Source organism: Halomonas sp. ISL-56 (assembly GCF_018612805.1).
In the GTDB taxonomy this organism is placed as follows: Bacteria; Pseudomonadota; Gammaproteobacteria; order Pseudomonadales; family Halomonadaceae; genus Vreelandella.
In genome coordinates this window covers 36431-61341 of record NZ_JAGGRO010000004.1, presented here as the reverse complement: position 1 = coordinate 61341, position 24911 = coordinate 36431, and the positions used below count along the sequence as shown (strand labels likewise).

Genomic DNA, 24911 nt, shown 5'->3' with positions numbered 1-24911 from the left:
ATTCGAGGTATTGCTATGGGACGTATAATTGGTATCGACCTGGGCACCACTAACTCTTGTGTGGCCGTGCTCGATGGTGACAGCGCTAAAGTAATTGAGAACGCCGAAGGCGGCCGCACAACGCCTTCTATCATCGCCTATACCGATGATGGTGAAACGCTGGTTGGTCAGGCCGCTAAACGCCAAGCCGTCACTAACCCAGAAAACACTCTGTACGCCATCAAGCGTCTGATTGGCCGTCGCTTTAAAGACGACGTTGTTCAAAAAGACATCAAAATGGTGCCGTACAAAATCACCGAAGCCGACAACGGTGATGCCTGGGTTGAAGTAAAAGGCAAAAAAATGGCACCGCCGCAGGTAAGCGCGGAAGTGCTGAAGAAAATGAAGAAAACCGCCGAAGACTACCTGGGCGAAGCGGTCACCGAAGCGGTCATTACCGTTCCGGCCTACTTCAACGACAGTCAGCGTCAGGCGACCAAAGACGCCGGCCGCATTGCGGGTCTAGACGTTAAGCGCATTATCAACGAGCCGACCGCTGCCGCACTGGCCTACGGTATGGACAAATCCCGCGGCGACAAAACCATCGCGGTCTACGACCTGGGTGGCGGTACTTTCGATATTTCGATCATCGAAATTGCTGATGTTGACGGCGAAACCCAGTTTGAAGTGTTGGCCACTAATGGTGACACCTTCCTGGGCGGCGAAGACTTTGACCTGGCGCTGATCAACTATTTGGTTGACCAGTTCAAGTCTGACAGCGGCATTGATCTTTCCGGCGATAACCTGGCCATGCAGCGTCTGAAAGAAGCCGCCGAGAAAGCCAAAATTGAGCTTTCCAGCGCCCAGCAGACCGACGTGAACCTGCCCTACATCACCGCCGATAACACTGGCCCGAAACACCTTAACGTTAAGGTAACGCGCGCCAAGCTGGAGTCGCTTGTAGAAGAACTGGTTCAGCGCTCGCTCGAGCCGTGCAAAATGGCACTGAAAGACGCTGGCCTGTCCGCATCTGAAATCGACGAAGTGATCCTGGTCGGTGGCCAGACACGTATGCCGATGGTGCAGAAGAAAGCCGCTGACTTCTTCGGTAAAGAAGCCCGCAAAGACGTTAACCCGGACGAAGCGGTTGCCGTGGGTGCCGCGATTCAGGGCGGCGTACTGGGTGGCGACGTTAAAGACGTACTGCTGCTTGACGTTACCCCGCTTACCCTGGGCATCGAAACCCTGGGTGGCATCATGACGCCGCTGATCGACAAGAACACCACCATCCCGACCAAGAAGACCCAAACCTTCTCAACTGCGGATGACAACCAAACGGCGGTTACCATCCACGCCGTACAGGGCGAGCGTAAGCAAGTCGCGCAGAATAAGTCGCTGGGTCGCTTTGACCTCGCTGACATTCCGCCCGCACCGCGCGGTGTGCCGCAGATCGAAGTCGCTTTTGACTTGGACGCTAACGGTATCCTGAACGTATCGGCGAAAGACAAGGCCACTGGCAAAGAGCAGTCTATCGTCATTAAAGCCTCCAGCGGCTTGTCGGACGAAGAAGTTGAGCAAATGGTACGTGACGCGGAAGCGCACGCTGAAGAAGACAAAAAGTTCGAAGCGCTGGTGCAGCTGCGTAACCAAGCCGATGGCATGATTCACGCCACGCGCAAAACGTTGGAAGAGGCCGGTGACAAGGCCACTGACGACGAGAAGCAGGCGATTGAGACGGCCATCAGCGAACTGGAAGAAGCGGTTAAAGGCGACGACGTCGATAACATCCAGAAGAAACTGGATGCATTGACCGAAGCCTCTGGCCAGCTTGCTCAGAAGATGTACGCCGAGCAGGCAGAAGCAGCGCAGCAAGAAGGCGGCGAAGGTGCTGAAAGCACCTCCAAGCCAGAAGAAGATGTGGTTGACGCCGAGTACGAAGAAGTCAACGACGATCAGAAAAAGCAGTAACATCCTCTTTCTGCCAAGGAAAGCGGTGACGCGGGAGCTTACTCCCGCGTTGCTGTTTCCGAGACCAAGACGCACGTAGTTAGGTATATAGCTAGGTATGTAGCTAAATGAGTATCGCTAAATGTGCAGTTGAGTGCGTAGCTAACCAGGAGGCGTAGGGCCTATGTCCAAACGCGATTATTACGAAGTCCTGGGTGTCGAAAAAGGGGCCGATCAGAAAGAGATCAAGAAGGCCTATCGCCGTCTGGCGCAAAAATTCCACCCTGATCGAAACCCGGACGATAAAACCTCAGCGGAAAAATTCCGCGAAGTGTCCGAAGCGTATGAAGTGCTCAGCGACGGCGAAAAACGCGCTGCCTATGACCAGTTCGGCCATGCGGGCGTTGATGGCCAAGGTGGCGGCGGTGGCTTCGGCGGTGCTGGCGCTGGCGATTTCAGCGACATTTTCGGCGATGTATTTGGCGATATTTTTGGCGGAGGCGGTGGTCGTCGCCGTGGCCCCAATGCCCCGGCACGCGGCTCCGACCTGCGCTATAACCTAGAGCTGGATCTGGAAAACGCCGTTGCCGGCACCACAGTCGATATTCGCGTTCCGCGGCATATCGAGTGTGACCGCTGCGATGGTGGTGGCGCCGAGCCAGGCTCCTCGAAGGAGACCTGCCCGACCTGTCACGGTCACGGTCAAGTGCGTATGCAGCAAGGCTTCTTTGCCGTGCAGCAGACCTGCCCCACCTGCCATGGCTCTGGCCAGCACATTAAAGTGCCGTGCCATAAGTGTAATGGCGAAGGCCGGGTACGTGAGACACGCACGCTGTCCGTTAAGATTCCGCCCGGCGTGGATACCGGCGATCGTATCCGCTTGAATGGCGAAGGCGAGAGCGGCGTTAACGGTGGCCCGCCTGGGGATCTGTACGTACAAGTGGCGATCAAGCCGCACCATATCTTCCAGCGTGACGGAAAGCACCTGCAGTGCGATGTGCCGATCAACTTCGTCGACGCAGCGCTAGGTGGCGAGCTTGAAGTACCCACGCTAGACGGCCGCGTGAAGCTGAAGATTCCGCCGGAAACCCAAACCGGTAAGCTGTTCCGCCTGCGCGGTAAGGGCGTTAAGCCAGTGCGCGGTGGCATGCCCGGCGACCTGCTGTGCAAGGTGGTAGTGGAAACGCCGGTCAAGCTTAACGACGAGCAGCGCGACCTACTGCGCCAGCTCCAGAAGAGCTTTGACGACAGCAACAGCCACAACCACTCGCCGAAGAAAACCGGCTTCTTCGACAGCGTGAAGAGCTTTTTTGAAGATATGAAGCCGTAACAGCGATGCAATTCGCTGCATGATAAACGCCCCAGCATCTTTTAGGTGCTGGGGCGTTTTTTTGTAGATGATTTATTGCTGCAGGTGATCCATACGCCACACAAGTGCCTCGCGATCAGGCTGGTAGCGAGCTGATCTGGGTAGTACTAACGACTGCCCATCTAGCTCCCAAAGCCAGCTATTATCGGTCACGAAGCGGTCAATGCCTGGGCTTACATGCCATTGAAGGTCTGGCCCAGGAGCAATGAGATGGTTATCCATTGCCCAATGCAGGTTTGGTGTAAGTGCCAGGCCGTTCGTTGGGCGATCATCTTGGCTTTCCGAAAAAGGCACAAGGTGGGCAGCTTCTACAAGGTAACGATAGTCGGGTGTAATGTAGCGCAGTCGACTGGCCGCGCACCGATAGTCATAGGCTTCAAGTACCAAGGAGCGAAAGGCGGCCGAGCGGGCCTGTTGCTGGCGCTCTTCTATGACATTGCCGATCAGTGCTTCAGGGTGTTTTTCATATTCACTGCTGTCTAACGCCCTCGTCAGGTAGCGGTGAATGTCTTTCTGGTGGTATTGCTCGTCATAGAGATATTTGGTTACCAGGAGTGCGCTGGCGTCGTGAGCCTTCTGACTGTTCTGAAATATTTTAAACAGCTCGGGATCAAATAGGGCTTCGGTGAAAAGCTCCCGTAAGGCGGCGATGGATTTTGGTTGGCCTAGCCGCGGTGCAAGGGTGGCAATATTTGCGGCAAACAGTGGTTGCCAAAGAGGCCCTGACCGGCCTTGATCGCTTTTGAGGTGCCAAAGGGGAAGCTGAGGATTCGCTGGCTGGCGTTGCCCGGTAATGGCCTCGTAGAGGTCGAAGTAGCGAGAAATAAGTCTGTCATCAATAGCTATAGTTGGCGTTGTGATATGCCCACTCTGGACTTCACAAATAATCGCCAACAAAAGGCAGGGCTTGTTGGGGGCCAAGCGGCCACGGCTGTGACCCACCCTTAGCTTGGCCAGACAGCTTAGCGTTTCATCCATCATGTTGTGTCTCTAGGCGGTACTTTACGTTGCTGCGAAGGTTAGCACGGCTTTTAGGTAAAGCAGGGTGCTACATAATGTAAAATGGTAGGTCTTTATTAGTATCTCAAATATCAGCTTGGTGATTTGCACAAGCCTGACTCGCTATTTAATGCTCTGTTTAGAAGTGGATTGTTTGTGCAAAGGACAAGAGAAACGATGCTGGATGAAGACGCGCGCCCGGGGTTGGGCATCTGGCTCCGGGTGCTCTCAGGCGCTCTGTTCACTGGCATGCTGGTGTGCATTAAAGCCGTGAGCGACGCGGTGCCTGTAGGGCAGTCGGTGTTTTTTCGTTCATTGTTTGCGCTGCTGCCTATCGTGATTTTTCTGCTGCTGCGGCGGGAGTTTCCCCACGGGTTGGCTACGCGGCGCCCCTTGGGGCATGCGCTGCGCTCGGGGATGGGGGCGGCGGCGATGTTTGCCTCCTTTGCGGCGGTGGCGCTGCTACCCGTCGCCGAGGCGACGCTATTAGCCCAGCTAACGCCGGTGTTTATGGCGATAGGCGGTGTGCTGCTGTTGGGGGAGCGCTTCTCGCTCTACCGCGCTGGCGGCATAATATTGGCGATTGCTGGAGTGGCAGTGCTGATCTTGCCTGGGCTCAATGCCAGTTCCAGTAATGGGCAAATAACCGGGTACGCGTTAGGGGCGCTGGGTGCCCTGTTAACCGCTGGGGCGCTACTGACCGTGAGGCGTATTTCGCGCACTGAGACGGCAGCTTCTATCGCCTTCTACTTTATTGTGGTGGCAGCGCTGGCTGGGCTTGCCACGCTCCCGCTGGGCTGGGCCGCGCTCACACGTGCTGAGTTTGCCCTGTTGGTGCTCTCGGGCCTGTTTGGCGGCGCCGCCCATATCGCAATGACATTAGCGCTGCGCTACGCCGAGGCGTCACGTTTGGCGCCTTTTGAATATATTGCCCTGGTGTGGCCTGTGCTCGCCGACTGGGTGCTGTTTGGCATACCGGTCTCCAGCGGCTTTCTACTAGCGCTACCGCTGATGTTAAGCGGGGTAGCGCTAGCGGCGATGGAAGGGCGACGGCTTAGGTTAACGGCTAAATGGCTGCTTCGACGATAAGCTGCGGCTGGCCTTTCGAGCACGGCTCAATTCGGGCCGTGACTTTATATACTTGCTGCAATAGCGCTGGCGTAATCACTTCAGCGGTGGGGCCGCAGGCAATCAGGCGGCCATTTTCCAGCAGCATGGCGGCGTCGGCGAAGCGTAGCGCATGTCCCAGGTCGTGGAGCGCCACTAGAATCAGCATCTGGCGCTCGTCGGCCAACCGGCGCAGCACCGTCAACAGGCTGATCTGGCGGTTGAGGTCGAGCGCCGAAGTTGGCTCGTCCAGCATCAAAATCTCTGGCTCTTGCACCAGCGCTTGAGCGGCGCTGACCAGTTGGCGCTGGCCGCCGCTGAGGTCGCCGATATCGCGCTCGCCAAGGGCCGTTATCGCCAGTTCTTCCAGCGCGCGATCCACTTGGGCCAAATCCTCTGGCTGTACTTTTAATCCGCGCCCCTGCATGCGCGCCAAAAGCACCGATTCATAGACCGTGAGCACCGCCTTGGCGCCAGTGTCCTGGGGCATATAGCCGACTGGCCGCTCGGCGCTGGTGCCGTTGATGATCACCTCACCTTCGCCTTTCAATAGCCCTAACACGCGCCGAAAAAGCGTCGATTTACCCGCTGCGTTGGGGCCCAGTAGCGCGACCACTTGGCCACCGTGAAAGCAGGGCGTGGTGATCTCTTGCAGAATAGGGTGCCGCCCATAGCGGGCGGATACGCGGTTTAGTTGTAGCGTTACCATGAGGCCTTCTTGTGGTTAAGCACCAGAAATAGGAAGAAGGGAATGCCCACCAGCGAGGTGATAATGCCAATGGGGATGATAGTGCCAGGGATAATGATCTTGGAGATAACCGAGCCAACGGAGAGGATGAGCGCGCCGCACAGCGCTGAGCCGGGTAGGAAGAAGCGCTGATCTTCACCCAGCAAAATGCGCGCAATATGCGGCCCCACCAAGCCAATAAACCCAATAGTGCCTACAAACGCCACCGCGATAGCGGCGAGTAGCGACACCAGCACCAGCACTTCCAAGCGCAGCGCGCGGGGATTGACGCCCATGCTTTCGGCTTTGGCATCGCCTAGGCGCATAGCCGTCAGCGCCCAGCCATGGCGGGCAAGCAGCGGCATCGACAAGGCGAGAATGCTGAGGGCGATCCAGAACTTGGGCCAAGTGGCTTTGGTCAAACTGCCCATGGTCCAGAATACCACCGCGGAAACTGCCTCTTGGCTGGCAAAGAACTGAATCAGCGCCATTAGCGAGTTGAAAATAAACACCATGGCGATGCCAAGCAGCACAATGGTCTCTACCGTCACGCCGCGCTTAAGGCTCAAGGCATGAATTAAGAAGGCGGTGAACATGGCCATCACGAAGGCATTGATGGGCACCACAAACTCAATCGCTGCCGGCACAATGGCTACACCAAACGCCAGGCCCAGAGCAGCGCCAAAACTGGCCCCGGCGGAAATCCCCAGGGTAAACGGGCTGGCTAGCGGGTTGCTCAGAATGGTCTGCATCTGCGCCCCGGCCACCGACAGGCTGGCGCCTACCACCAGTGCCATCAGCGCCACCGGCATGCGGATTTCCCAAAGAATTACCCGCGCTTGCTGACTAACGCTACCCGGCGTAAACAGCGCCGCAATCACCTCGCCCAGGCTATAACGGGCAGGCCCTAGTGCCAGGTCAACGCAGAGGCTAAAAAACAGTGCTAACACCAGTGCTACCAATATCATTTGGCGGCGGAAAACCTGGCTATGGTAGAAGGCGCGTCCCTGTGAGACGCGCTCTGACACCTCTGCTTCCGATACCTTTGTTTCCGAGACTTGCGTATCAGTCGTCATGCAGCGATATCCAGTAGCCGGGTTCATAGTCGATGGGTAGGAAGCGTTCGTGCAACTCTTCCATCGTGGCGTTGGGGTCCAGGTCTTCAAACAGCTCAGGATGTAGCCACTTGGCTAGCTGCTGCACGGCGACGAAGTAGTAGGGGCTGTTGTAAAACTGGTGCCAAATGGCGTGGAAGTTGCCTGATTCAACGGCCTTAATGCCGGTCATCGCGGTGCGCTCTGTCAGCGCTTCCAGCTTGGCGTGAGCCTGTTGCATATCAGACCCAGGGCCTACGCCGACCCAGTCGCCGCCAGGTACGTAGGCATCCCAGTTGCCGCCAGTGACAACGACGTGGTCGGGGTTGGCGGCAATAATCTGTTCAGGGTTCAGGTTGCCGAAGCTGTTGGGAATAATGCCTTCAGCAATATTGCTGCCGCCTGCCAGGGTGACATAATCGCCAAAGTTGGCAGGGCCAAAGCTCATGCAGCACTCGTCGGAGTAGCCGCCTGCCCGGTCGATAAAAACGCTGGGGCGCTCTGGGTTGGCCTCGGCAATCACATCGGTTACCCGTGCCAGTTCAGTCTCGGCAAATTCGATAAACGCTTCTGCGGCCTCTTCATCGTCCATGATTTGGCCGATGATGCGCATGGAGGGAATGGTGTGCTCAAGTGGGTCTTCACGAAAATCCACATAAACGATCGGTATGCCCAATTGCGCCAATTTGTCGTCGTAGGCGGCGTCTTCGGTGGCAGCTTTTGCCTCGATGTTCATCAGCACTACGTCGGGATTAAGCGCGGCGGCCTGCTCTACATCGAAGGTGCCGTCTTTGAAACCGCCAAAGGTAGGGATGTCTTCAATCTCTGGGAAGCGCTCGGCGTAACGAGCATAGTTGTCGGGATCCGCCTGAGAGAAGTCTTCGCGCCAACCCACAACATGGGCAAAAGGGTCTTCAGGTTCGAGTAACCCGAGCAGATAAATTTGCCGCCCTTCGCCTAAAATAACCCGTTCGGCAGGGGCGTCCAGAGTGACCTGGCGGCCAGCGACATCGGTGATGGAGATATCGTCAGCCACAGCAGTGGCGCAGCAAGCAAAGCTGATAAGCATACCAAGCAGAATTTTTACAGGCGGAGAACTGAGCATTTTTTTACTCGTTGGTCGATATTGGTTAACAGGGCTGGCATCGCTGATGCGTTATGACGATTGATAGCATAGAGATGCAATTGCTATTGTAACTGATTAGCGTTTGTGCGGCATCACTGGGGGTACAGCACTTAATAGTTCACATGCTAAGCTTTGCTCTTGCCATTTATTCTTCGGCGACGGCTTCACGTCTTGGGCTCTGAACGGCAATGGGTTGTTGACGCTTTTTAGTTAGCAAGTACTTACATTTATGGAGAGGCCGCTATGCCTTTATCTCGTGTTGAAATCGCCACGCCTTCCGCCGAACGTTTAATGAATCGACTCTGCAAACACTGGGCGCACAAGTTGGAGGTCGAGCAGAGTGATCAGCAAGCTACCATTACGTTTGCCACCGGCACCTGTTTAATGGTGGCGGAGGCCGATAAGTTAGTAGTGGCCCTCGAAACTCTCGAAGAGGAGCATTTGGATGAGCTTGAAGGCGTGGTCGAGCGTCATCTGATCCGAATGGCAGGCGATGAAGAGCTGGCGATCGTCTGGGAGAACTGAGTTGCCCTTTGCGAGTTGTAAAAGGCCAGCGTCGAATGCTCGGGGGTGTCTGCTATAATCGCGGCAAATTTTGATCTCGCTTTTTTTGCACGCAACTGAAACGCAGAGCGCAGGAGTTCGCATGACCCGAATTGCCATAGTAGGCGTGGCTGGCCGCATGGGCCGGACATTGGTAAACGCTGTAGAGCAAGAGGCTGAGGCGACGCTAGCCGGTGGGATTGTGGAGCCAGGCAGCTCCTTGGCGGGCGCCGACATTGGCGAACTTGCCGGGGTGGGTAAGCGCGGCGTTGTCGCAGTGGATTCTCTGGCGTTGATTGTCGATGACTTTGATGTGTTAATCGACTTCACTGCTCCGCAGGTCACGCTGGCCAACCTGGCGTTCTGCGCTGAACACGGTAAGCGTATTGTGATTGGCACCACCGGCATGAGCGATGATGAGCTGGCCGAGCTTGATAGCTACCGCGATAAGGTGGCCATGGTGTTCGCGCCCAATATGAGTGTCGGGGTTAATTTAACCCTGAAGCTGCTCGAAACCGCTGCCAAGGCGCTGGGCGATGAAGGCTACGATATTGAAGTGATCGAGTCTCACCATCGCCATAAGGTCGATGCGCCTTCCGGCACCGCGATCAAAATGGGCGAAGTGATTGCCGATAGCCTGGGCCGCAGCCTGAAAGAGCACGGCGTGTTCGAACGAGTAGGGCAGTGTGGCCCGCGTAGCGATAAAGAGATCGGCTTTGCCACCGTGCGCGCGGGGGATATCGTCGGCGAACATACGGTGATGTTTGCCACTGAAGGCGAGCGTATCGAAATCACCCATAAAGCCTCCAGTCGCATGACCTTCGCCAAGGGGGCGGTACGAGCGGCGCGCTGGGTCGCTGGCAAACAGAACGGCCGATACGATATGCAGGATGTGTTGGGCCTTATCTAGTTTGAACGCGATTGATAAAACCACAGTTAGCGTTTGTGCGTGAGAAGGGGTGAAAGCCCCTTCTGCGTATTTAAAAAAGTGCCTTAAAACAGGCTGGGCTGCGGTACCTTTTGCTGCCGCTCAAAGGCTTGGCTCCACTCGTAGTGAGAGGTCTCCCGATAGCGTGAGAACTTAAAATCCTCAGGCGGTGTCGTTGCTTTGTTTTCGAGCAGGTCTTTCACCAGTTTGCCGACCGCGTAACCTAAGCTGGCGGGTACGGCGTTGCCCACTTGTTTATATTGCTGCACTAACGGCCCTGCCAGTTGCCAGCTATCGGGAAATTCTTGGATTCGTTTGTACTCTTCTATGGATAAGGGCCGATCTTCTTCAGGGTGCGCCAAATCTGTCGCGGGCATGGCTGGGTGGGTCACCAGGGTCGGGGAGGGTTTATCCCAGCTTAGGCGTCTCAAAAAGCCTGTTTTGCCGCCGCCGGAAAAATAAGACTTTCCTAAGGCTTCTTGCTGCATAGCAGGGGCTAACGCACGCCAATTCTGTCCGGCCTTTAGCTGACGATAATACTTCAAGCGTTTTTCTGGAAAATTAAGGTGCGTGTGGCTTGTCAGGCCTGCAACCGCGTCTTTGAAGTTTTTCCACTTCGGAAGCCCGTGGCTGCCGTGCTCTGAGTGGGTTGGCTGCAAAAAAGGCGCAGGGCTACTGTCACGAGAGCAAACGATGATGACTCTTTCGCGGGTTTGTGGGGTGCCAAAGTTCGCCGAGTTATACAGATTAAAGGTGCATGAGTAACCGGCTTTTTTCAGTAGGCACAATACGAAATTAAGCGCTCCGCCTTTCATCTCGTCCAGCGAGAGGTCGGGGAAGCCGGGGCCGCGCTGGCTATGGGGCCGGTGATCCATCGGGCATGAAAGCAGTCCACGTACGTTCTCAATGACGAGGAAGCGTGGCTGTATCTCAATGGCCAAATTAATAAACGTTAGAAAGGCGTTGCCGCGATCATCATTGAAAGCCTTTCGTTTGCCCGCGGTGCTAAACGCTTGGCAGGGCGGGCCGCCTACCATCAAGTCAACATCGTTCGCCTCTAGCTGCGCCGCTGCTAAAATTTGTGAGGCTGAGTAGTCATTGATGTCGCCGAGCAAGGCGGTATTGGGGCGATTAAGCAGAATCGTCTGACGGCAGTATTTGTCGAGTTCGCAGGCTAAACGGATATCAAACCCGGCTTCTTCGATGCCAAGATCCAGCCCCATTGCACCTGAGAAAAAACTTAAGGCGATTGGCTTATCAGTATCGCCCGAGGCGTCAAAGTAGGCTGGGTGATCTTTTGCGATACGCTGCTCTAACGCTTGTTGGTAGTGTTTGACACTTTGGGCATTGATCACCCAAGTGCTGCCGATTCTTTCTGCCTTTAGCGCCTGTTTCCGGCACAGGGTTCTTGCGTGCTGAGGGCTAACCCCAAGCTTTAGCGCGGCATCTTCAATGCTGATGTGGGGACTCACTTTTGTTTCCCTTGCGAAACGTTAGGCAGGTACCTATGGTCGATGCCTGGCTGATTGGTGTCAATAGGTGTTGTAGGGGGTAGTTTTGGGCAATCAAATCCTGTAACATTTCAAAAATTTTGGCCGGGTGGCCTGGAAAAATCTCTAGACGGCGCGCTTGTTGCGTTGGCCAGCCCAAAGCCTGCCCTTGAGTTTGCTGTGCTTAAGCGAAAAGTGTTAACCGAAAAGCGAAGCAACTCAGAAAGGCATCGAACAACAAGCGGGATGAAACCGATTCTTTTTATCGGCTTCGTCCCGCTTTTTTACGACCCTACTTTTGAAACAGACAGTTTTGATATCTAGCGTCGTGGATTAATCAAGAAATTGCTGAGCCTGCGCCCCACAGGCTCCCACCAGCATGGGAGGATCTTGTTTTGAATAACCCCGCATTGAGCAAACCCGCAATATTGGCCCTGGAAGATGGCAGCGTGTTCCACGGTATCGCCATTGGCGCGGACGGATTAACCAGCGGTGAGGTGGTGTTCAATACGGCCATGACCGGCTACCAAGAGATCCTCACCGACCCCTCCTACACCCGACAAATCGTCACCCTCACTTATCCCCATATCGGCAATACCGGCGTTAACGCTGAAGACATTGAGTCAGCTTCTATTGCCGCAGCAGGCTTGGTGATTCGCGATTTACCGCTAATGGCCAGCAGCTTCCGCTCTGAGCAGTCGCTCTCGGACTACCTGAAAAGCCAAAACGTGCTGGGCATTGCCGATATCGATACCCGTCGCCTAACGCGCATTTTGCGTGATAAAGGTGCGCAAAACGGGGCGATTTTGGCAGGTGCTGATGCGGAAGGTGGCGACGCGGTCACTCGGGCGCTGGAAGCCGCCAAGGCTTTCCCGGGTCTGAAGGGTATGGATCTGGCCAAAGAAGTGTCGTGTAAGCAAGCCTACGAATGGTCGGAAGGTGAGTGGACGCTGGGTGAAGGCTACGCCGATGCGTCTAAAAGTGAGCGCCCCTACCATGTGGTGGCGTACGACTACGGGGTGAAATTCAACATCCTGCGTATGCTGGCCGCGCGTGGCTGTCGCCTGACAGTGGTGCCCGCACAAACCCCAGCCGCTGAGGTGCTGGCGATGAACCCGGATGGTGTATTTTTAGCTAACGGCCCTGGTGACCCGGAGCCCTGCGACTACGCCATCAAAGCGATCCAGGACGTGCTGAAAACTGAGATTCCGGTATTCGGTATCTGCCTGGGCCACCAATTGCTGGCGCTGGCTTCCGGTGCGAAGACGGTCAAAATGAGCCACGGCCACCACGGTGCCAACCACCCGGTGCAGGATCTGGATACCGGCACGGTAATGATCACCAGCCAGAACCACGGCTTTGCGGCAGATGAAGCAACGTTGCCGGCCAACGTTCGTGCCACGCACCGCTCGCTGTTTGACGGCACCTTGCAAGGGATTGAGCTCACCGACCGACCGGCGTTCAGCTTTCAAGGCCACCCGGAAGCGAGCCCCGGCCCGCGCGACGTGGCGCCGCTGTTTGATCGCTTCGTCGCGATGATGCAGGCGCGTCGCTAACGCGCTCAGTCGTATCACTGTATCGCCGTCTTTTGTCGCTCATCGTCACCATTTTTTGCGGGAACCGTTATGCCTAAGCGTACCGACATTAACAGTATTTTGATCATTGGCGCTGGCCCGATCGTGATCGGCCAGGCCTGCGAATTCGACTACTCTGGCGCCCAGGCGTGTAAAGCGCTGCGCGAAGAGGGTTACCGGGTTATTTTGGTTAACTCCAACCCTGCCACCATCATGACCGACCCGGCCATGGCCGATGCCACTTACATCGAGCCGATTACTTGGCAGACAGTGGAAAAAATCATCGAAGCCGAGCGCCCCGATGCGATTCTCCCGACGATGGGCGGCCAAACGGCGCTGAACTGTGCCCTTGAGCTTGAAAAGCATGGCGTGCTGGAAAAGCATGGCGTCGAGATGATCGGTGCCAACGCCGATGCGATTAACATGGCCGAAGACCGCGATCTGTTCGATCAGGCCATGAAGCGCATTGGCTTAGAGTGCCCGAAAGCGAAAGTCGCCCACACCATGGATGAGGCCTGGGAAATTCAGGCTGAGCTAGGCTTCCCGACCATTATTCGCCCTTCCTACACCATGGGCGGCTCCGGCGGCGGCGTGGCGTACAACAAGGAAGAGTTCGAAGAGATCTGTACCCGTGGTTTCGAGCTCTCCAACAACCACGAGCTGCTTATCGACGAGTCGCTGCTGGGTTGGAAAGAGTACGAGATGGAAGTTGTCCGCGACAAAAACGACAACTGCATCATCGTCTGCGCGATTGAAAACTTCGACCCCATGGGGGTGCACACCGGCGACTCCATCACCGTAGCCCCGGCGCAAACGCTGACCGATAAAGAGTACCAGATCATGCGTGACGCCAGCCTCGCGGTACTGCGCGAGATTGGTGTAGAGACCGGTGGCTCCAACGTTCAGTTTGGTATGGATCCCAAAACCGGGCGCCTAGTGGTCATCGAAATGAACCCACGGGTGTCGCGCTCCTCGGCGCTGGCCTCGAAAGCCACCGGCTTCCCGATTGCCAAGATCGCCGCCAAGCTGGCGGTGGGCTATACCCTGGATGAACTGCAGAACGATATTACCGGCGGGCGTACCCCGGCATCGTTTGAGCCGTCTATCGATTACGTGGTCACCAAAATTCCGCGCTTCACCTTCGAGAAATTCCCCCAGGCCAACGACCGCCTGACGACCCAGATGAAGTCGGTGGGCGAAGTGATGGCGATTGGGCGTACCTTCCAGGAGTCGCTGCAGAAAGCGCTGCGTGGGCTGGAAACGGGTAACGATGGTCTTGATCCGATCATTACCGACTTTACCCCAGACAACATGGCGATTATCCAGGGCGAGCTGCAGGCCGCCGGTGCCGAGCGTATTTTATATATCGCTGATGCCATGCGTTCGGGCATGAGTGTTGAGGATGTGTTTACGCTAACCAATATTGACCCTTGGTTCTTGGTTCAGCTGGAAGATCTGGTGCTGACGGAAAACGCCGTCGCCAAGCGCTCGCTGGCTGACTTCTCGGCCAAGGAAATCTATCAGCTCAAGCGCAAAGGCTTTGGCGATGCGCGCCTGGCTAAGCTGCTGAACGTCAGCGAAAAAGACTTCCGCGAAACCCGTCAGGCCGCCGGTATTCGCCCGGTTTACAAGCGCGTCGATACCTGTGCTGCTGAGTTCGCTTCTGATACCGCCTATATGTACTCCACCTATGAAGAGGAGTGCGAGGCGGATGTCTCTGACCGCCAGAAAATTATGGTGCTAGGCGGTGGCCCGAACCGGATCGGCCAAGGTATCGAGTTTGACTACTGCTGCGTTCACGCCGCCTTCGCCATGCGCGACGACGGTTATGAAACCATCATGGTTAACTGCAACCCGGAAACCGTCTCCACCGACTACGACACCTCTGATCGCCTCTACTTTGAGCCGGTAACGTTGGAAGACGTGCTTGAAATCGCCGACAAAGAGAAGCCGGTGGGCGTGATCGTTCAGTTTGGTGGCCAAACGCCGCTGAAATTGGCCCGCGCGCTAGAGGCCGCCGGTGTGCCGATTATTGGTACCACGCCAGATGCCATTGACCGGGCCGAAGACCGCGAGCGCTTCCAGGTGATGATCGACAAGCTGGGTCTCAAGCAGCCGCCCAACGCCACCGCGCGCAGCTTTGCCGAAGCGTTTGATAAAGCCGAAGCGATTGGCTACCCGCTGGTGGTACGCCCGAGCTACGTACTGGGTGGTCGGGCCATGGAGATCGTCTACGACGCCTCCGAGCTTGAAAATTACATGACCCACGCGGTGAAAGTCTCCAACGACTCACCGGTGCTGCTGGATCACTTCCTGAGTGCGGCGATCGAGATCGATATCGATGCAGTGTCAGACGGTCAGCAGGTGGTGATTGGCGGCATCATGCAGCATGTCGAGCAGGCGGGTGTTCACTCCGGTGATTCCGCTTGTGCATTGCCACCTTACTCGCTGCCTGCCGATGTGCAGGACGAAATGCGCCATCAGGTGAAACAGATGGCCGTTGAGCTGGGCGTTAAAGGCTTGATGAACGTGCAGCTGGCTTGGCAAGATGGCGAAATTTACGTGATCGAGGTTAACCCCCGCGCTTCGCGTACAGTGCCTTTTGTCTCTAAATGCATTGGTACCTCGCTGGCGCAGGTTGCTGCCCGCTGCATGGCCGGTAAAACCCTGGCTGAGCAGGGCTTTGAGAAGGAGATCGTGCCGCACTTCTATAGCGTTAAAGAGGCGGTCTTCCCGTTCAATAAATTCCCCGGTGTCGATCCGATTCTCTCACCGGAAATGAAGTCGACCGGCGAAGTAATGGGCTCTGGTGACACCTTCGCAGAGGCTTTTTTCAAAGCCCAATTAGGCGCTGGCGAGGCGATTCCTGCGCTAACGGGGGAGCGTAAAGCGTTTTTGTCTGTGCGCGAACCTGACAAGGCGGGGATTATCGAAGTGGGTCGTTCTCTGTTAGCATTAGGCTTTACGCTATGTGCAACACAGGGGACAGCGGCTGCTTTGGAAGCTGCTGGGCTTGCTGTGGAGCACGTCAATAAAGTCTACGAAGGTCGTCCCCATATCGTCGATCTGCTTAAGAACGACGAAATCGCCTACATTGTGAACACCACTGAAGGTCGTCAGGCTATTAACGACTCTTCGGTAATTCGCCGTACTGCTCTCGCGCGCAAGGTGCCCTATGCGACCACCTTGGCGGGCGCTAATGCTGTTTGCATGGCGCTTGAGTACGGTAGGGAGATTACGGTGCGGCGCCTTCAGGATCTGCATGCAGGAGCAAGTCAATGAACAAGGTCCCGATGACGGTTGCGGGAGAGAAAAGTCTTCGCGAAGAGTTGAATCATCTCAAAGGCGAAGCGCGTCCGCAGGTGATCGCGGCCATCGCCGAAGCGCGTGAGCACGGCGATCTCAAAGAGAACGCCGAGTACCACGCCGCTCGCGAGCAGCAGGGGTTTATCGAAGGGCGTATTCAGGAGATTGAAAGTAAGCTCTCCGTCTGCCAAGTAATTGATGTCACCAAGCTGCCGAAAACGGGCAAAGTGATTTTTGGCGTTACCGTGACGCTAATGAATCTGGATACCGATGCGGAAGTCACTTATCGTATCGTCGGCGAAGATGAGGCGGATATTAAGTCCGGCCGTATCTCGGTCACTTCTCCCATCGCCCGTGCTTTAATCGGCAAGGAAGAGGGTGATGTGGTGGTGGTGAAAACACCCGGCGGCGATGTTGAGTACGAAATAGGTAGCGTCGAGTACATCTGATAAAAAAAACGCCCCTTCAATTGGCCTGCATTAGGTCGGTTGAAGGGGCGTTCTAGTCTAGCGACGCTCGATTTAACGCGAGTTCCGTCTAGCGGTTAGTACCGACCGTGGTGGTTCTCAAAGCGGGTAACATTAGAAAGCTTCGGGTTCACCTGCGGGTTTCTACGGTAGAGCAGCGCCATTTTGCCAATGGTTTGCACCAGATCGGCACGGCTGTTGGCGGTCAGTTCGGCGATGATCGCCGCACGATCGTCACGCTCAGGAAGGGCGAGTTTCACTTTGATCAGTTCGTGATCGGTGAGTGCGCGGTTAAGTTCTGCGAGCAAATTTTCGGAGACGCCGTTCTCAGAAACGGTGACCACTGGGTTAAGATGGTGGCCAATGCTACGAAATGCTTTCTTTTGTGCCTGTGACAAGCTCATGGTATCTTGCGGTATCCCGGTTAGCGCTTAACGCTCCATCTTACGGTGAAACGTCACCGAGTGAAAGCGATCGCGTGAATGCGCCCATCTCTTATTCCAGTGTTAGATTCCTACATGCAGCAAAAGCCCCCAAATCGAAAACATTCCGTCAGCAAGACCAGCAATAACTGGAAGAAAGAGCATTTCGACGACCAGTACGTGAAGCAGAGCTGGCAAGATGGCTACCGCTCCCGCGCCAGCTATAAGCTGATCGAGTTGGATGAAAAGGATAAACTGCTGCGCCCAGGTATGACGGTGATTGATCTGGGCGCAGCGCCTGGCGGGTGGAGTCAAATCGCTGCGGAGAGGGTGGGGCCTGAAGGTGTGGTGATTGCCTCTGATATTTTAGAGATGGATGCGCTGGCCGGTGTAGACTTTATCCAGGGTGATTTCACTGAAGAGGCAGTGCTAGAGGCGATACTGAAACGCCTAGATAATCGCCGTGTAGACCTTGTGATGTCGGATATGGCCCCCAATATGAGTGGTATGGCGGCGATTGATCAGCCTCAGGCGATGTACTTAGTGGAGCTTGCGTTAGAACTCGCGCGCGAAACGTTGTCACCTGGTGGTCGATTTTTAGCTAAAGTATTCCAGGGGGAAGGGTTTGACGCCTGTTTGAAAGAGCTGCGTGGCAGCTTTAGCAAAGTGGTGACTCGTAAGCCGGATGCTTCTCGGGCACGCTCCCGGGAAGTTTATTTCCTGGCCGAAGGGTTTCGCGGGTAACTGGTTAGGCTGGTTCAGCAGTTGCTGGCGTGGTTAATAGCCAAGATTTATCAGCGCGATTGCCAGACAGGCAAGCGCAACGTGTGTCACATTAGTCGCTATAAGTGCGCGTGACACAGATGGCCCGAGGCATAAGACGCTTTGGCAATGGTTGAACGCTTGATGCTGATGTAATGTCGTATTACTAAGCGAATTAGTAGAAGGCTTTATTTAGCATCAGGGTTTAACTGACAGATTCTTGTAATGAGGGTAGCCCCTTGAACGATATGGCGAAGAACCTGATTCTGTGGTTGGTCATCGCGGCCGTCCTACTGACAGTGTTCAACAATTTCAGTACCGAAAGTGCACCGCAAAACACCAACTATTCCCAGTTTGTGCAGCAGGTGCAAAATCAACAGGTGCGTAGCGTGACCATTGATGGCTATACCATCACGGGTGAGCGCACGGACGGCTCTCAGTTCCAGACCATCCGCCCCTCGGCGGAAGATCCCAAGCTGATGGACGATCTGTTGAGCAACAACGTGACAGTAGTGGGCAAGGAGCCAGAACAGCAAAGTATCTGGACGCGGTTGCTGATTGCCAGTTTCCCGATTCTGCTAATTTTGGGCATCTTCATGTTCTTCATGCGCCAAATGCAGGGCGGAGCCGGTGGTGGTAAAGGCGGCCCGATGAGCTTTGGTAAATCGAAGGCCAAGCTGCTCTCTCAAGATCAGATCAAAACGACGTTTGCCGATGTGGCGGGCTGTGATGAAGCCAAGGAAGAAGTAGAAGAGCTAGTCGACTTCCTGCGTGATCCGACCAAATTCCAACGCTTGGGTGGCACCATCCCGCGCGGCGTGTTGATGGTGGGCCCGCCAGGTACCGGTAAAACGCTGTTAGCCAAGTCGATTGCAGGCGAAGCTAAAGTGCCGTTCTTCTCGATTTCAGGTTCTGATTTCGTTGAAATGTTTGTCGGTGTCGGCGCATCTCGTGTGCGCGATATGTTCGAACAGGCCAAGAAGCAGGCGCCTTGCATTATCTTCATTGATGAAATCGACGCGGTTGGTCGCTCGCGTGGCACTGGTATGGGCGGTGGTAATGACGAGCGCGAACAGACGTTGAACCAACTGCTGGTTGAGATGGATGGCTTTGAAGCCAACGAAGGTGTCATTGTTATCGCCGCGACCAACCGTCCTGATGTACTCGACCCAGCGCTGATGCGTCCGGGCCGTTTTGACCGTCAGGTAACGGTCGGCTTGCCGGATATTCGTGGTCGTGAGCACATTTTGGGTGTTCACCTGCGCAAAGTGCCGCTGGCGGATGACGTCAAACCGCAGTTGATTGCGCGCGGTACGCCAGGCTTCTCCGGCGCGGATCTAGCCAATCTGGTGAACGAATCGGCACTGTTTGCAGCCCGTCGTAATAAGCGTCTGGTGAGCATGGAAGAGCTTGAGCTCGCGAAGGACAAGATCATGATGGGCGCTGAGCGCAAATCGATGGTCATGACCGATAAAGAGAAGCTCAACACGGCTTACCATGAGTCTGGTCACGCCATTATCGGCTTGGTCGTGCCTTCCCATGACCCGGTCTATAAAGTAACGATTATTCCGCGTGGTCGTGCGCTGGGTGTCACCATGTTCCTGCCGGAAGAGGATCGTTACAGCCTGTCGAAGCAGCAAATTCTGGGGCAAATCTGCTCACTGTTTGGCGGTCGTATTGCCGAAGAGATGACTCTAGGCCCGAACGGTGTGACGACGGGCGCCTCCAACGACATTAAGCGTGCTACCGAGCTGGCCCACAACATGGTTGCCAAGTGGGGCTTGTCGGACGAAATGGGCCCGATTATGTACGACGAGGACGAGTCTCATCAGTTCCTCGGCGGCCCGGGCCAGGGTGGCGGCAAGATGAAGTCAGGTGATACCACCACTCGCCTTGATAAGGAAGTTCGCAAAATCATCGACGATTGCTACGAGCAGGCGCGTCAAATCCTGACCGACAATCGCGATAAGCTTGATGCCATGGCAGAAGCCTTGATGAAGTACGAGACCATTGATGCCGCGCAGCTGAAGGACATCATGGAAGGCCGTGACCCACGCCCGCCGGAAGGCTGGGATGATGGAGACTCGCCCGGTGGCGGCACGCCTGTCAACGATGACAAGCCGCAGGTGAAGGCCGAAGATGACGCTTCTTCTAACGCTTCTGGAAATGATGGTGAAGAGGACGACGATGAGCCGCGTCGCCGCCCCTCAGACCCGCTAGGCGGTCCCGCAGGCCCATAACAGCCAGCACTGCCGAATGAGCAAAAGGCGCCCCGTCAGGGGCGCCTTTTTTGTTATGCTGTGTACATACCACTGCAATGTTTATTTTCTTGATCAGGCTGCAGCATGAAATCAATTCTGGACACGTCCTCTACACGAACCGCAGAAAATGCATTCCAGCTGCGTTGCGGGCGCCATTTGCTAGACCTCTCCTTTCCCCGGGTGATGGGCATACTTAATGTGACGCCGGACTCTTTTTCCGATGGCGGACAGCACGTGGCATTGGATGATGCTTTGCGCCACGCCGAACGGATGCTGGCTGAAGGGGCGGCGATGATAGACGTCGGTGGCGAGTCGACCCGCCCCGGGGCGACACCGGTTAGCCCCCAGGAAGAGTTGGATCGGGTGGCGCCGGTGGTGGAGGTCTTGGTGCGCGAGCTGGATGCGTTAGTGTCGGTGGATACCAGCTGCCCGGCGGTCATACGCGAGGCGAGTGAGCTGGGTGCTGGAATGATTAACGATGTGCGCGCCCTTGAGCGGGAGGGTGCGCTGTTGGCCGCGGTGGGCAGCGGTCTCCCCGTCTGTTTGATGCATCGTCAGGGCGAGCCGCAAGATATGCAGCAATCGCCCGCCTATCAGCGCCCTATTGAGGAAGAGGTGGCTGACTATCTGGCGCGTCGGGTTGCTGAATGCGAGGCGGCCGGTTTACGCCGCAATCGCCTATTGATAGACCCTGGCTTTGGCTTCGGCAAAACCGTCGAACACAATCTACGCTTACTTAAATATATGGAGTCTCTACAGTCGTTGGAGCTTCCATTGTTGGTGGGTATGTCGCGTAAAAGTATGATTGGCAAGGTGTTGGGCCGCCCGGTGGAGGAGCGCCTTAGCGGTGGTTTAGCGCTCGCTGCCATGGCGGTGGAGCGTGGCGCGAATATTCTGCGCGTGCATGATGTGGCTGCAACGGTCGATGCAGTCAATATGGCATGGGCGGTACTACAAGAAGGCTGCGAGCCGCCGCTTAACAAGGAATTTGACGCATGACAAGACGCTATTTTGGGACGGATGGGATTCGCGGCACGGTGGGTAAGTCACCGATTACCGCTGACTTTATGCTCAAGCTGGGCTGGGCGGCGGGCCAGGTGCTGCGCCGTGAGAAAGGCCGGACTCGAGTGTTGATCGGCAAAGATACACGGATCTCTGGCTATATGTTTGAATCCGCCTTAGAGGCAGGGCTTTCCGCGGCGGGTGTCGATGTATCATTGCTGGGGCCTATGCCCACGCCTGGGATTGCCTACTTAACGCGGACGTTTCGTGCCGATGCGGGCATCGTCATTTCGGCATCGCATAACCCGTTTGACGATAATGGCATCAAGTTTTTCTCCGCCGAGGGCAAAAAGCTCCCCGATGAGACGGAAGACCGTATCGAGGCAATGTTAGAGGCGCCGCTGACCACCGCGGAAGCCGCACAGTTAGGTAAAGCAACCCGCATTGACGACGCCGCAGGCCGTTATATTGAGTTTTGCAAATCGACACTGCCTGATCGGCTGAGCCTGCACGGCCTCAAAATCGTGCTGGATTGTGCTCACGGTGCTACTTACCATATTGCGCCCAACGTGTTTCGCGAGCTGGGGGCTGACGTGACGACCATTGGTGCCTCGCCTGATGGGTTAAATATTAACCAGCAGGTGGGCTCAACGCACCCCGCGGCTCTGCGTGCTGCTGTTATTCAGCAAAATGCAGATTTGGGAATCGCCTTTGATGGCGATGGCGACCGCGTGCTGCTGGTTGATGGCGATGGGCGTGAAGTCGACGGCGACGATATCCTGTATCTGATTGCCCGCGACCGCCACGAACGTGGTTTGCTGCAAGGCGGCGTGGTTGGCACGCTAATGTCCAATTTTGGCTTATCGATGGCGCTTGATAAGCTGGGGATTCCTTTTGAGCGAGCCAAGGTGGGTGACCGCTTTGTGATGGAGCGCATGGCTGCCAATGGTTGGGAGCTAGGCGGTGAGTCGTCGGGGCATATTGTTTGCGGCCATGTGCAGACCACCGGTGACGGCGTCGTCTCTGCGCTGCAGGTGCTCGCGCTGATGATGCGCGAGCAGAAGAGCCTGCCGATCCTGTTGAGGGATCTTGAGAAAGTACCGCAGGCACTGGTAAATGTGCGTTTGCCTGCCAGCGCCAGCGCAAAAGAAGTAATGGCATCTTCGCCACTTCAGCAGGCAGTCGCCGCGTTAGAGCATGAGTTGGGCGATGAGGGCCGAGTGTTGCTACGCCCGTCAGGCACTGAACCATTGATTCGTGTGATGGTGGAGGGGCGTGCCCATTTAGATGTCGATCAATTAGCGCGTGGTTTGGCAGATCAAGTCCAGGCATTAATTCAATAAGTGGACACAACGAATTGGCATCGTAAGCTGGTTCATTAAAATAGACGTGTATTTACAACAGCGGTTGTCTTGACAAGGCCGCTCCTATACTATTTCGCTCCACCTTGAGTGAGGAGAGTCGATGCGTACGCCTTTAATTGCCGGTAACTGGAAAATGAACGGTTCCGTGGCATTGATCAATGAATTCGGCCAAGCCTTCTCCGCCGCCGTATCGCCAGCGAACGTGGATGTGGTTATTATTCCGCCGTTCCCTTATTTGGATGCGGCGCGCCATGCGTTTGAAGGTACGGTGCTGTCATTAGGCGCACAAACGTTGAATCCCATTCACTCTGGGGCGCATACCGGTGAAGTAAGTGGCCGCATGCTAAAAGAGTTTGCGGTCTCTTATGTATTGGTGGGCCACTCCGAACGACGCCAGCTCTATAAAGAGAGCGATGAACAAATTTTCGCGCGTCTATTGGCAGCGTTAAGTGTCGATCTCAAACCGATCCTGTGTGTGGGTGAGTCTCTTGAAGAGCGTGACGCAGGTCGCACGATGGATGTGGTGCTTCGTCAAGTGGGCTATGTAATGTCCCGCTTAGAGCCCGATCAGCGCAAGCAAGTTGTGATTGCCTATGAGCCCGTTTGGGCAATTGGCACTGGGCGCACGGCTAGTCCTGAGCAAGCCCAGGACGTTATGGCCGGCATTCGCGCCTATCAGGCGGGTTTCGATAAGGGGCTCGCTGAACAACTGCGTTTGCTTTACGGCGGCAGCATGAACGCAAGCAATGCGGCTGAGCTGCTCGCTCAGCCAGATATCGACGGCGGTCTAGTGGGCGGAGCCTCACTCAAGATCGATGATTTTTATGCCATTTGTCAGTCAGCAGGATAACGCCATGCAAGTTGCAATTCTTATGATTCATGTGGTGATTGCGGTCGCCCTGGTGGTACTCATCCTGCTTCAGCAGGGTAAAGGTGCCGAAGCCGGTGCGGCTTTCGGGGGTGGTGCATCACAAACAGTGTTTGGATCGCGGGGCAGTGGTAACTTTTTGTCGCGTACAACAGCTATTTTGGCGGCGGGTTTTTTCGTCACCTCGATGGCGCTGGCTTATTTTGCCACCCAGGCAGGCCAGGCACCCGAAGCGGGCATCCCCGATTCGCGTCTGATCGAGCAGCAGCAAAGCATCCCTACGCTTGACGACAGGCCTGCGGATGTGGATAATACCGCGCCAGTGCTAGAGGAAAGCAGCGAGTAAGTAGTCTCGTTGTTTAGACAGATAACGTTTCTTTAGCCTCCCCTGATGCCGAAGTGGTGGAATTGGTAGACACGCTATCTTGAGGGGGTAGTGACCGTATGGTCGTGCGGGTTCAAGTCCCGCCTTCGGCACCATCTGTTTTGCTGGCTTGCCAGCTTCCCAGAGTGTTTTTTGTTACCAGAATGCCAAGTTTGGCACCTGAGACGAAAAAGACAGCTTTAAGTAAGTGGCTTTTTTCAGTAAGTCGTTTCTGAAGCCAGTAGTTCTTGAAGCAAGTAGTTCTTGACGTAAGTAGCTTTAGTGTCTATTATCGTCGACCTAGATTGATGCGGGGTGGAGCAGTCTGGTAGCTCGTCGGGCTCATAACCCGAAGGTCATCGGTTCAAATCCGGTCCCCGCTACCATTTTCTAGTAGCATGTGATGGATTGTTTTCTTTGATGAGAGTCAGAAAATAACCAGTTTTACAGGTGCAGCCTGCTACATGTTGCTAAGATTGTACTTGTAATGGTACTTAAGAAATGGTAACCAAGGTTTCTTTTTAAAAGCCCCTTCCAGTGAAGGGGCTTTTTGTTAGCAGCTTTTGGCTAGCAAGAATATCTTAATAGCGGATGTCGTCCGGATAACCGGAGACACATTCCCGAGTAACGCCAATCAGCCACCTAGCTTTTCTAATAACTCCTGGCCAGGTGCCTGATGCAACGGCTATAGGAGCTTTGTCTGTGGCCACTAAACACGCTGCGCTTCACGCGCTGATCGAACCTGTTGTTGCTGCCATGGGCTTTGAGCTATGGGGCATCGACCATCTTTCCCAGGGCAAAAATTCGCGGCTGGTGATCTATATCGAGCGCGAGAGTGGTGTCAGCGTGGAAGACTGCGCAGATATTAGTCGCCAAGTCAGTGCTGTCATGGATGTAGAAGACCCCATCGCCGGTGAGTACCGGTTGGAAGTCTCCTCGCCGGGCATGGCACGTCCCTTGTATTCCCTGGATCAGTTTACCCGCTTTCAAGGTCATCACGTCGCGCTGAAACTGCGTACAGCCTTTGACGGGCGGCGCAAGTATCAAGGGCTTCTGGTCGGTGTTGAGGGGGATGAAGTACTGCTGCAACTGGATGGCGAAGAGTACTGCTTTCCAATTGAGAGTATTGATTCTGCTCACATTGTACCGCAGTTCGACGATTGACCGAGTGGCGGCGCTGCCGGCAGGCTGCCGGGGTGATGCACATAAGGA

The 24911-nt window shown here is 55.5% G+C and carries 21 protein-coding genes and 2 tRNA genes; 17 read left to right on the top strand and 6 right to left on the bottom strand.

Going from position 1 to position 24911, the window contains the following annotated elements:
• Positions 1-15: 15 nt before the first annotated feature.
• Both dnaK and dnaJ read left to right on the top strand, forming a co-directional pair.
• Complete coding sequence (gene dnaK / locus J7J49_RS02350) at positions 16-1947, top strand: molecular chaperone DnaK (protein ID WP_064234960.1); 1932 nt, start codon at positions 16-18, stop codon at positions 1945-1947.
• A 163-nt stretch (positions 1948-2110) separates the two neighbouring features.
• On the top strand, positions 2111-3256 hold the full coding sequence (gene dnaJ, locus J7J49_RS02345; protein WP_007111846.1) for a molecular chaperone DnaJ: 1146 nt from the start codon (positions 2111-2113) through the stop codon (positions 3254-3256).
• A gap of 72 nt (positions 3257-3328) precedes the next feature.
• On the opposite strand, the gene J7J49_RS02340 is transcribed toward dnaJ, so the two are convergent.
• Positions 3329-4276: an HNH endonuclease gene (locus tag J7J49_RS02340; RefSeq protein ID WP_215089904.1), complete on the bottom strand. Its 948-nt coding sequence runs from the start codon at positions 4274-4276 to the stop codon at positions 3329-3331.
• Between the two features lie 195 nt (positions 4277-4471).
• On the opposite strand from J7J49_RS02340, the gene J7J49_RS02335 reads away from it, so the two are divergent.
• The gene (locus J7J49_RS02335; RefSeq protein ID WP_215089902.1) at positions 4472-5383 is read left to right on the top strand and encodes a DMT family transporter; all 912 of its coding nucleotides are present in this window, start codon (positions 4472-4474) and stop codon (positions 5381-5383) included.
• Here J7J49_RS02335 and J7J49_RS02330 read toward each other — a convergent pair.
• The 3 genes from J7J49_RS02330 to J7J49_RS02320 are packed head-to-tail and all read right to left on the bottom strand — an operon-like array spanning position 5361 to position 8327.
• Positions 5361-6110, bottom strand: coding sequence for an ABC transporter ATP-binding protein (locus J7J49_RS02330; RefSeq protein WP_215089900.1), 750 nt, complete (start codon positions 6108-6110; stop codon positions 5361-5363). The genes J7J49_RS02335 and J7J49_RS02330 overlap by 23 nt on opposite strands.
• Entirely contained in the window at positions 6104-7204 is a 1101-nt protein-coding gene (locus J7J49_RS02325; protein ID WP_215089898.1) for a FecCD family ABC transporter permease, read from the bottom strand. The genes J7J49_RS02330 and J7J49_RS02325 overlap by 7 nt, the downstream gene beginning before the upstream one ends.
• Positions 7194-8327 carry an ABC transporter substrate-binding protein gene (locus J7J49_RS02320; RefSeq protein ID WP_215089896.1) on the bottom strand — a complete coding sequence of 378 codons (1134 nt, stop codon included), beginning with the start codon at positions 8325-8327 and terminating at the stop codon, positions 7194-7196. The genes J7J49_RS02325 and J7J49_RS02320 overlap by 11 nt, the downstream gene beginning before the upstream one ends.
• A gap of 264 nt (positions 8328-8591) precedes the next feature.
• On the opposite strand from J7J49_RS02320, the gene J7J49_RS02315 reads away from it, so the two are divergent.
• Together J7J49_RS02315 and dapB are read left to right on the top strand one after the other, a co-directional pair.
• Positions 8592-8873, top strand: a complete 282-nt coding sequence (locus J7J49_RS02315) for a DUF2218 domain-containing protein (protein ID WP_064234949.1) — start codon at positions 8592-8594, stop codon at positions 8871-8873.
• 121 nt (positions 8874-8994) lie between these two features.
• Positions 8995-9801 (top strand): 4-hydroxy-tetrahydrodipicolinate reductase, encoded by an 807-nt coding sequence (dapB, locus tag J7J49_RS02310; RefSeq protein WP_215089894.1) that lies wholly within the window; start codon positions 8995-8997, stop codon positions 9799-9801.
• Between the two features lie 83 nt (positions 9802-9884).
• On the opposite strand, the gene J7J49_RS02305 is transcribed toward dapB, so the two are convergent.
• Positions 9885-11291: a DNA cytosine methyltransferase gene (locus J7J49_RS02305; protein WP_215089892.1), complete on the bottom strand. Its 1407-nt coding sequence runs from the start codon at positions 11289-11291 to the stop codon at positions 9885-9887.
• 428 nt (positions 11292-11719) lie between these two features.
• On the opposite strand from J7J49_RS02305, the gene carA reads away from it, so the two are divergent.
• The 3 genes from carA to greA all read left to right on the top strand — a co-directional run bounded on the left by carA (position 11720) and on the right by greA (position 16638).
• Positions 11720-12865, top strand: coding sequence for a glutamine-hydrolyzing carbamoyl-phosphate synthase small subunit (gene carA, locus J7J49_RS02300; RefSeq protein ID WP_215090245.1), 1146 nt, complete (start codon positions 11720-11722; stop codon positions 12863-12865).
• Between the two features lie 69 nt (positions 12866-12934).
• Positions 12935-16165 carry a carbamoyl-phosphate synthase large subunit gene (gene carB / locus J7J49_RS02295; protein ID WP_215089890.1) on the top strand — a complete coding sequence of 1077 codons (3231 nt, stop codon included), beginning with the start codon at positions 12935-12937 and terminating at the stop codon, positions 16163-16165.
• The gene (greA, locus tag J7J49_RS02290) at positions 16162-16638 is read left to right on the top strand and encodes a transcription elongation factor GreA (RefSeq protein ID WP_064234938.1); all 477 of its coding nucleotides are present in this window, start codon (positions 16162-16164) and stop codon (positions 16636-16638) included. The genes carB and greA overlap by 4 nt, the downstream gene beginning before the upstream one ends.
• A gap of 95 nt (positions 16639-16733) precedes the next feature.
• On the opposite strand, the gene yhbY is transcribed toward greA, so the two are convergent.
• On the bottom strand, positions 16734-17060 hold the full coding sequence (yhbY, locus tag J7J49_RS02285) for a ribosome assembly RNA-binding protein YhbY (RefSeq protein WP_064234936.1): 327 nt from the start codon (positions 17058-17060) through the stop codon (positions 16734-16736).
• 114 nt (positions 17061-17174) lie between these two features.
• Between yhbY and rlmE the strand changes: the two genes are divergently transcribed.
• The 9 genes from rlmE to rimP all read left to right on the top strand — a co-directional run bounded on the left by rlmE (position 17175) and on the right by rimP (position 24863).
• Positions 17175-17822, top strand: coding sequence for a 23S rRNA (uridine(2552)-2'-O)-methyltransferase RlmE (rlmE, locus tag J7J49_RS02280; protein ID WP_215089888.1), 648 nt, complete (start codon positions 17175-17177; stop codon positions 17820-17822).
• Positions 17823-18079: 257 nt separating this feature from the next.
• Positions 18080-20080, top strand: coding sequence for an ATP-dependent zinc metalloprotease FtsH (ftsH, locus tag J7J49_RS02275; protein ID WP_064234933.1), 2001 nt, complete (start codon positions 18080-18082; stop codon positions 20078-20080).
• Positions 20081-20185: 105 nt separating this feature from the next.
• Positions 20186-21100, top strand: a complete 915-nt coding sequence (folP, locus tag J7J49_RS02270; RefSeq protein ID WP_064234931.1) for a dihydropteroate synthase — start codon at positions 20186-20188, stop codon at positions 21098-21100.
• A complete protein-coding gene (gene glmM, locus J7J49_RS02265) occupies positions 21097-22446 on the top strand; it encodes a phosphoglucosamine mutase (protein WP_064234928.1) in 1350 nt (449 codons plus the stop codon). Before folP ends, glmM begins: the two co-directional genes overlap by 4 nt.
• Positions 22447-22567: 121 nt before the next feature.
• Positions 22568-23317 carry a triose-phosphate isomerase gene (gene tpiA, locus J7J49_RS02260; RefSeq protein WP_064234926.1) on the top strand — a complete coding sequence of 250 codons (750 nt, stop codon included), beginning with the start codon at positions 22568-22570 and terminating at the stop codon, positions 23315-23317.
• Positions 23318-23321: 4 nt separating this feature from the next.
• A complete protein-coding gene (secG, locus tag J7J49_RS02255) occupies positions 23322-23681 on the top strand; it encodes a preprotein translocase subunit SecG (RefSeq protein ID WP_064234924.1) in 360 nt (119 codons plus the stop codon).
• A gap of 47 nt (positions 23682-23728) precedes the next feature.
• Positions 23729-23815: transfer RNA gene (locus J7J49_RS02250), tRNA-Leu, on the top strand.
• 193 nt (positions 23816-24008) lie between these two features.
• Positions 24009-24085 (top strand) — tRNA-Met (locus tag J7J49_RS02245).
• A gap of 316 nt (positions 24086-24401) precedes the next feature.
• A complete protein-coding gene (rimP, locus tag J7J49_RS02240) occupies positions 24402-24863 on the top strand; it encodes a ribosome maturation factor RimP (RefSeq protein ID WP_007111828.1) in 462 nt (153 codons plus the stop codon).
• The last annotated feature ends 48 nt before the right edge of the window (positions 24864-24911 follow it).

Excerpts from the sequence above, each read along its gene's own strand:
- dnaK (WP_064234960.1), top strand. The coding sequence starts at position 16 with ATGGGACGTATAATTGGTATCGACCTGGGCACCACTAACTCTTGTGTG.
- dnaJ (WP_007111846.1), top strand. The coding sequence starts at position 2,111 with ATGTCCAAACGCGATTATTACGAAGTCCTGGGTGTCGAAAAAGGGGCC.
- J7J49_RS02340 (WP_215089904.1), bottom strand. The coding sequence starts at position 4,276 with ATGATGGATGAAACGCTAAGCTGTCTGGCCAAGCTAAGGGTGGGTCAC.
- J7J49_RS02335 (WP_215089902.1), top strand. The coding sequence starts at position 4,472 with ATGCTGGATGAAGACGCGCGCCCGGGGTTGGGCATCTGGCTCCGGGTG.
- J7J49_RS02330 (WP_215089900.1), bottom strand. The coding sequence starts at position 6,110 with ATGGTAACGCTACAACTAAACCGCGTATCCGCCCGCTATGGGCGGCAC.
- J7J49_RS02325 (WP_215089898.1), bottom strand. The coding sequence starts at position 7,204 with ATGACGACTGATACGCAAGTCTCGGAAACAAAGGTATCGGAAGCAGAG.
- J7J49_RS02320 (WP_215089896.1), bottom strand. The coding sequence starts at position 8,327 with ATGCTCAGTTCTCCGCCTGTAAAAATTCTGCTTGGTATGCTTATCAGC.
- J7J49_RS02315 (WP_064234949.1), top strand. The coding sequence starts at position 8,592 with ATGCCTTTATCTCGTGTTGAAATCGCCACGCCTTCCGCCGAACGTTTA.
- dapB (WP_215089894.1), top strand. The coding sequence starts at position 8,995 with ATGACCCGAATTGCCATAGTAGGCGTGGCTGGCCGCATGGGCCGGACA.
- carB (WP_215089890.1), top strand. The coding sequence starts at position 12,935 with ATGCCTAAGCGTACCGACATTAACAGTATTTTGATCATTGGCGCTGGC.
- greA (WP_064234938.1), top strand. The coding sequence starts at position 16,162 with ATGAACAAGGTCCCGATGACGGTTGCGGGAGAGAAAAGTCTTCGCGAA.
- yhbY (WP_064234936.1), bottom strand. The coding sequence starts at position 17,060 with ATGAGCTTGTCACAGGCACAAAAGAAAGCATTTCGTAGCATTGGCCAC.
- rlmE (WP_215089888.1), top strand. The coding sequence starts at position 17,175 with ATGCAGCAAAAGCCCCCAAATCGAAAACATTCCGTCAGCAAGACCAGC.
- folP (WP_064234931.1), top strand. The coding sequence starts at position 20,186 with ATGAAATCAATTCTGGACACGTCCTCTACACGAACCGCAGAAAATGCA.
- glmM (WP_064234928.1), top strand. The coding sequence starts at position 21,097 with ATGACAAGACGCTATTTTGGGACGGATGGGATTCGCGGCACGGTGGGT.
- tpiA (WP_064234926.1), top strand. The coding sequence starts at position 22,568 with ATGCGTACGCCTTTAATTGCCGGTAACTGGAAAATGAACGGTTCCGTG.
- secG (WP_064234924.1), top strand. The coding sequence starts at position 23,322 with ATGCAAGTTGCAATTCTTATGATTCATGTGGTGATTGCGGTCGCCCTG.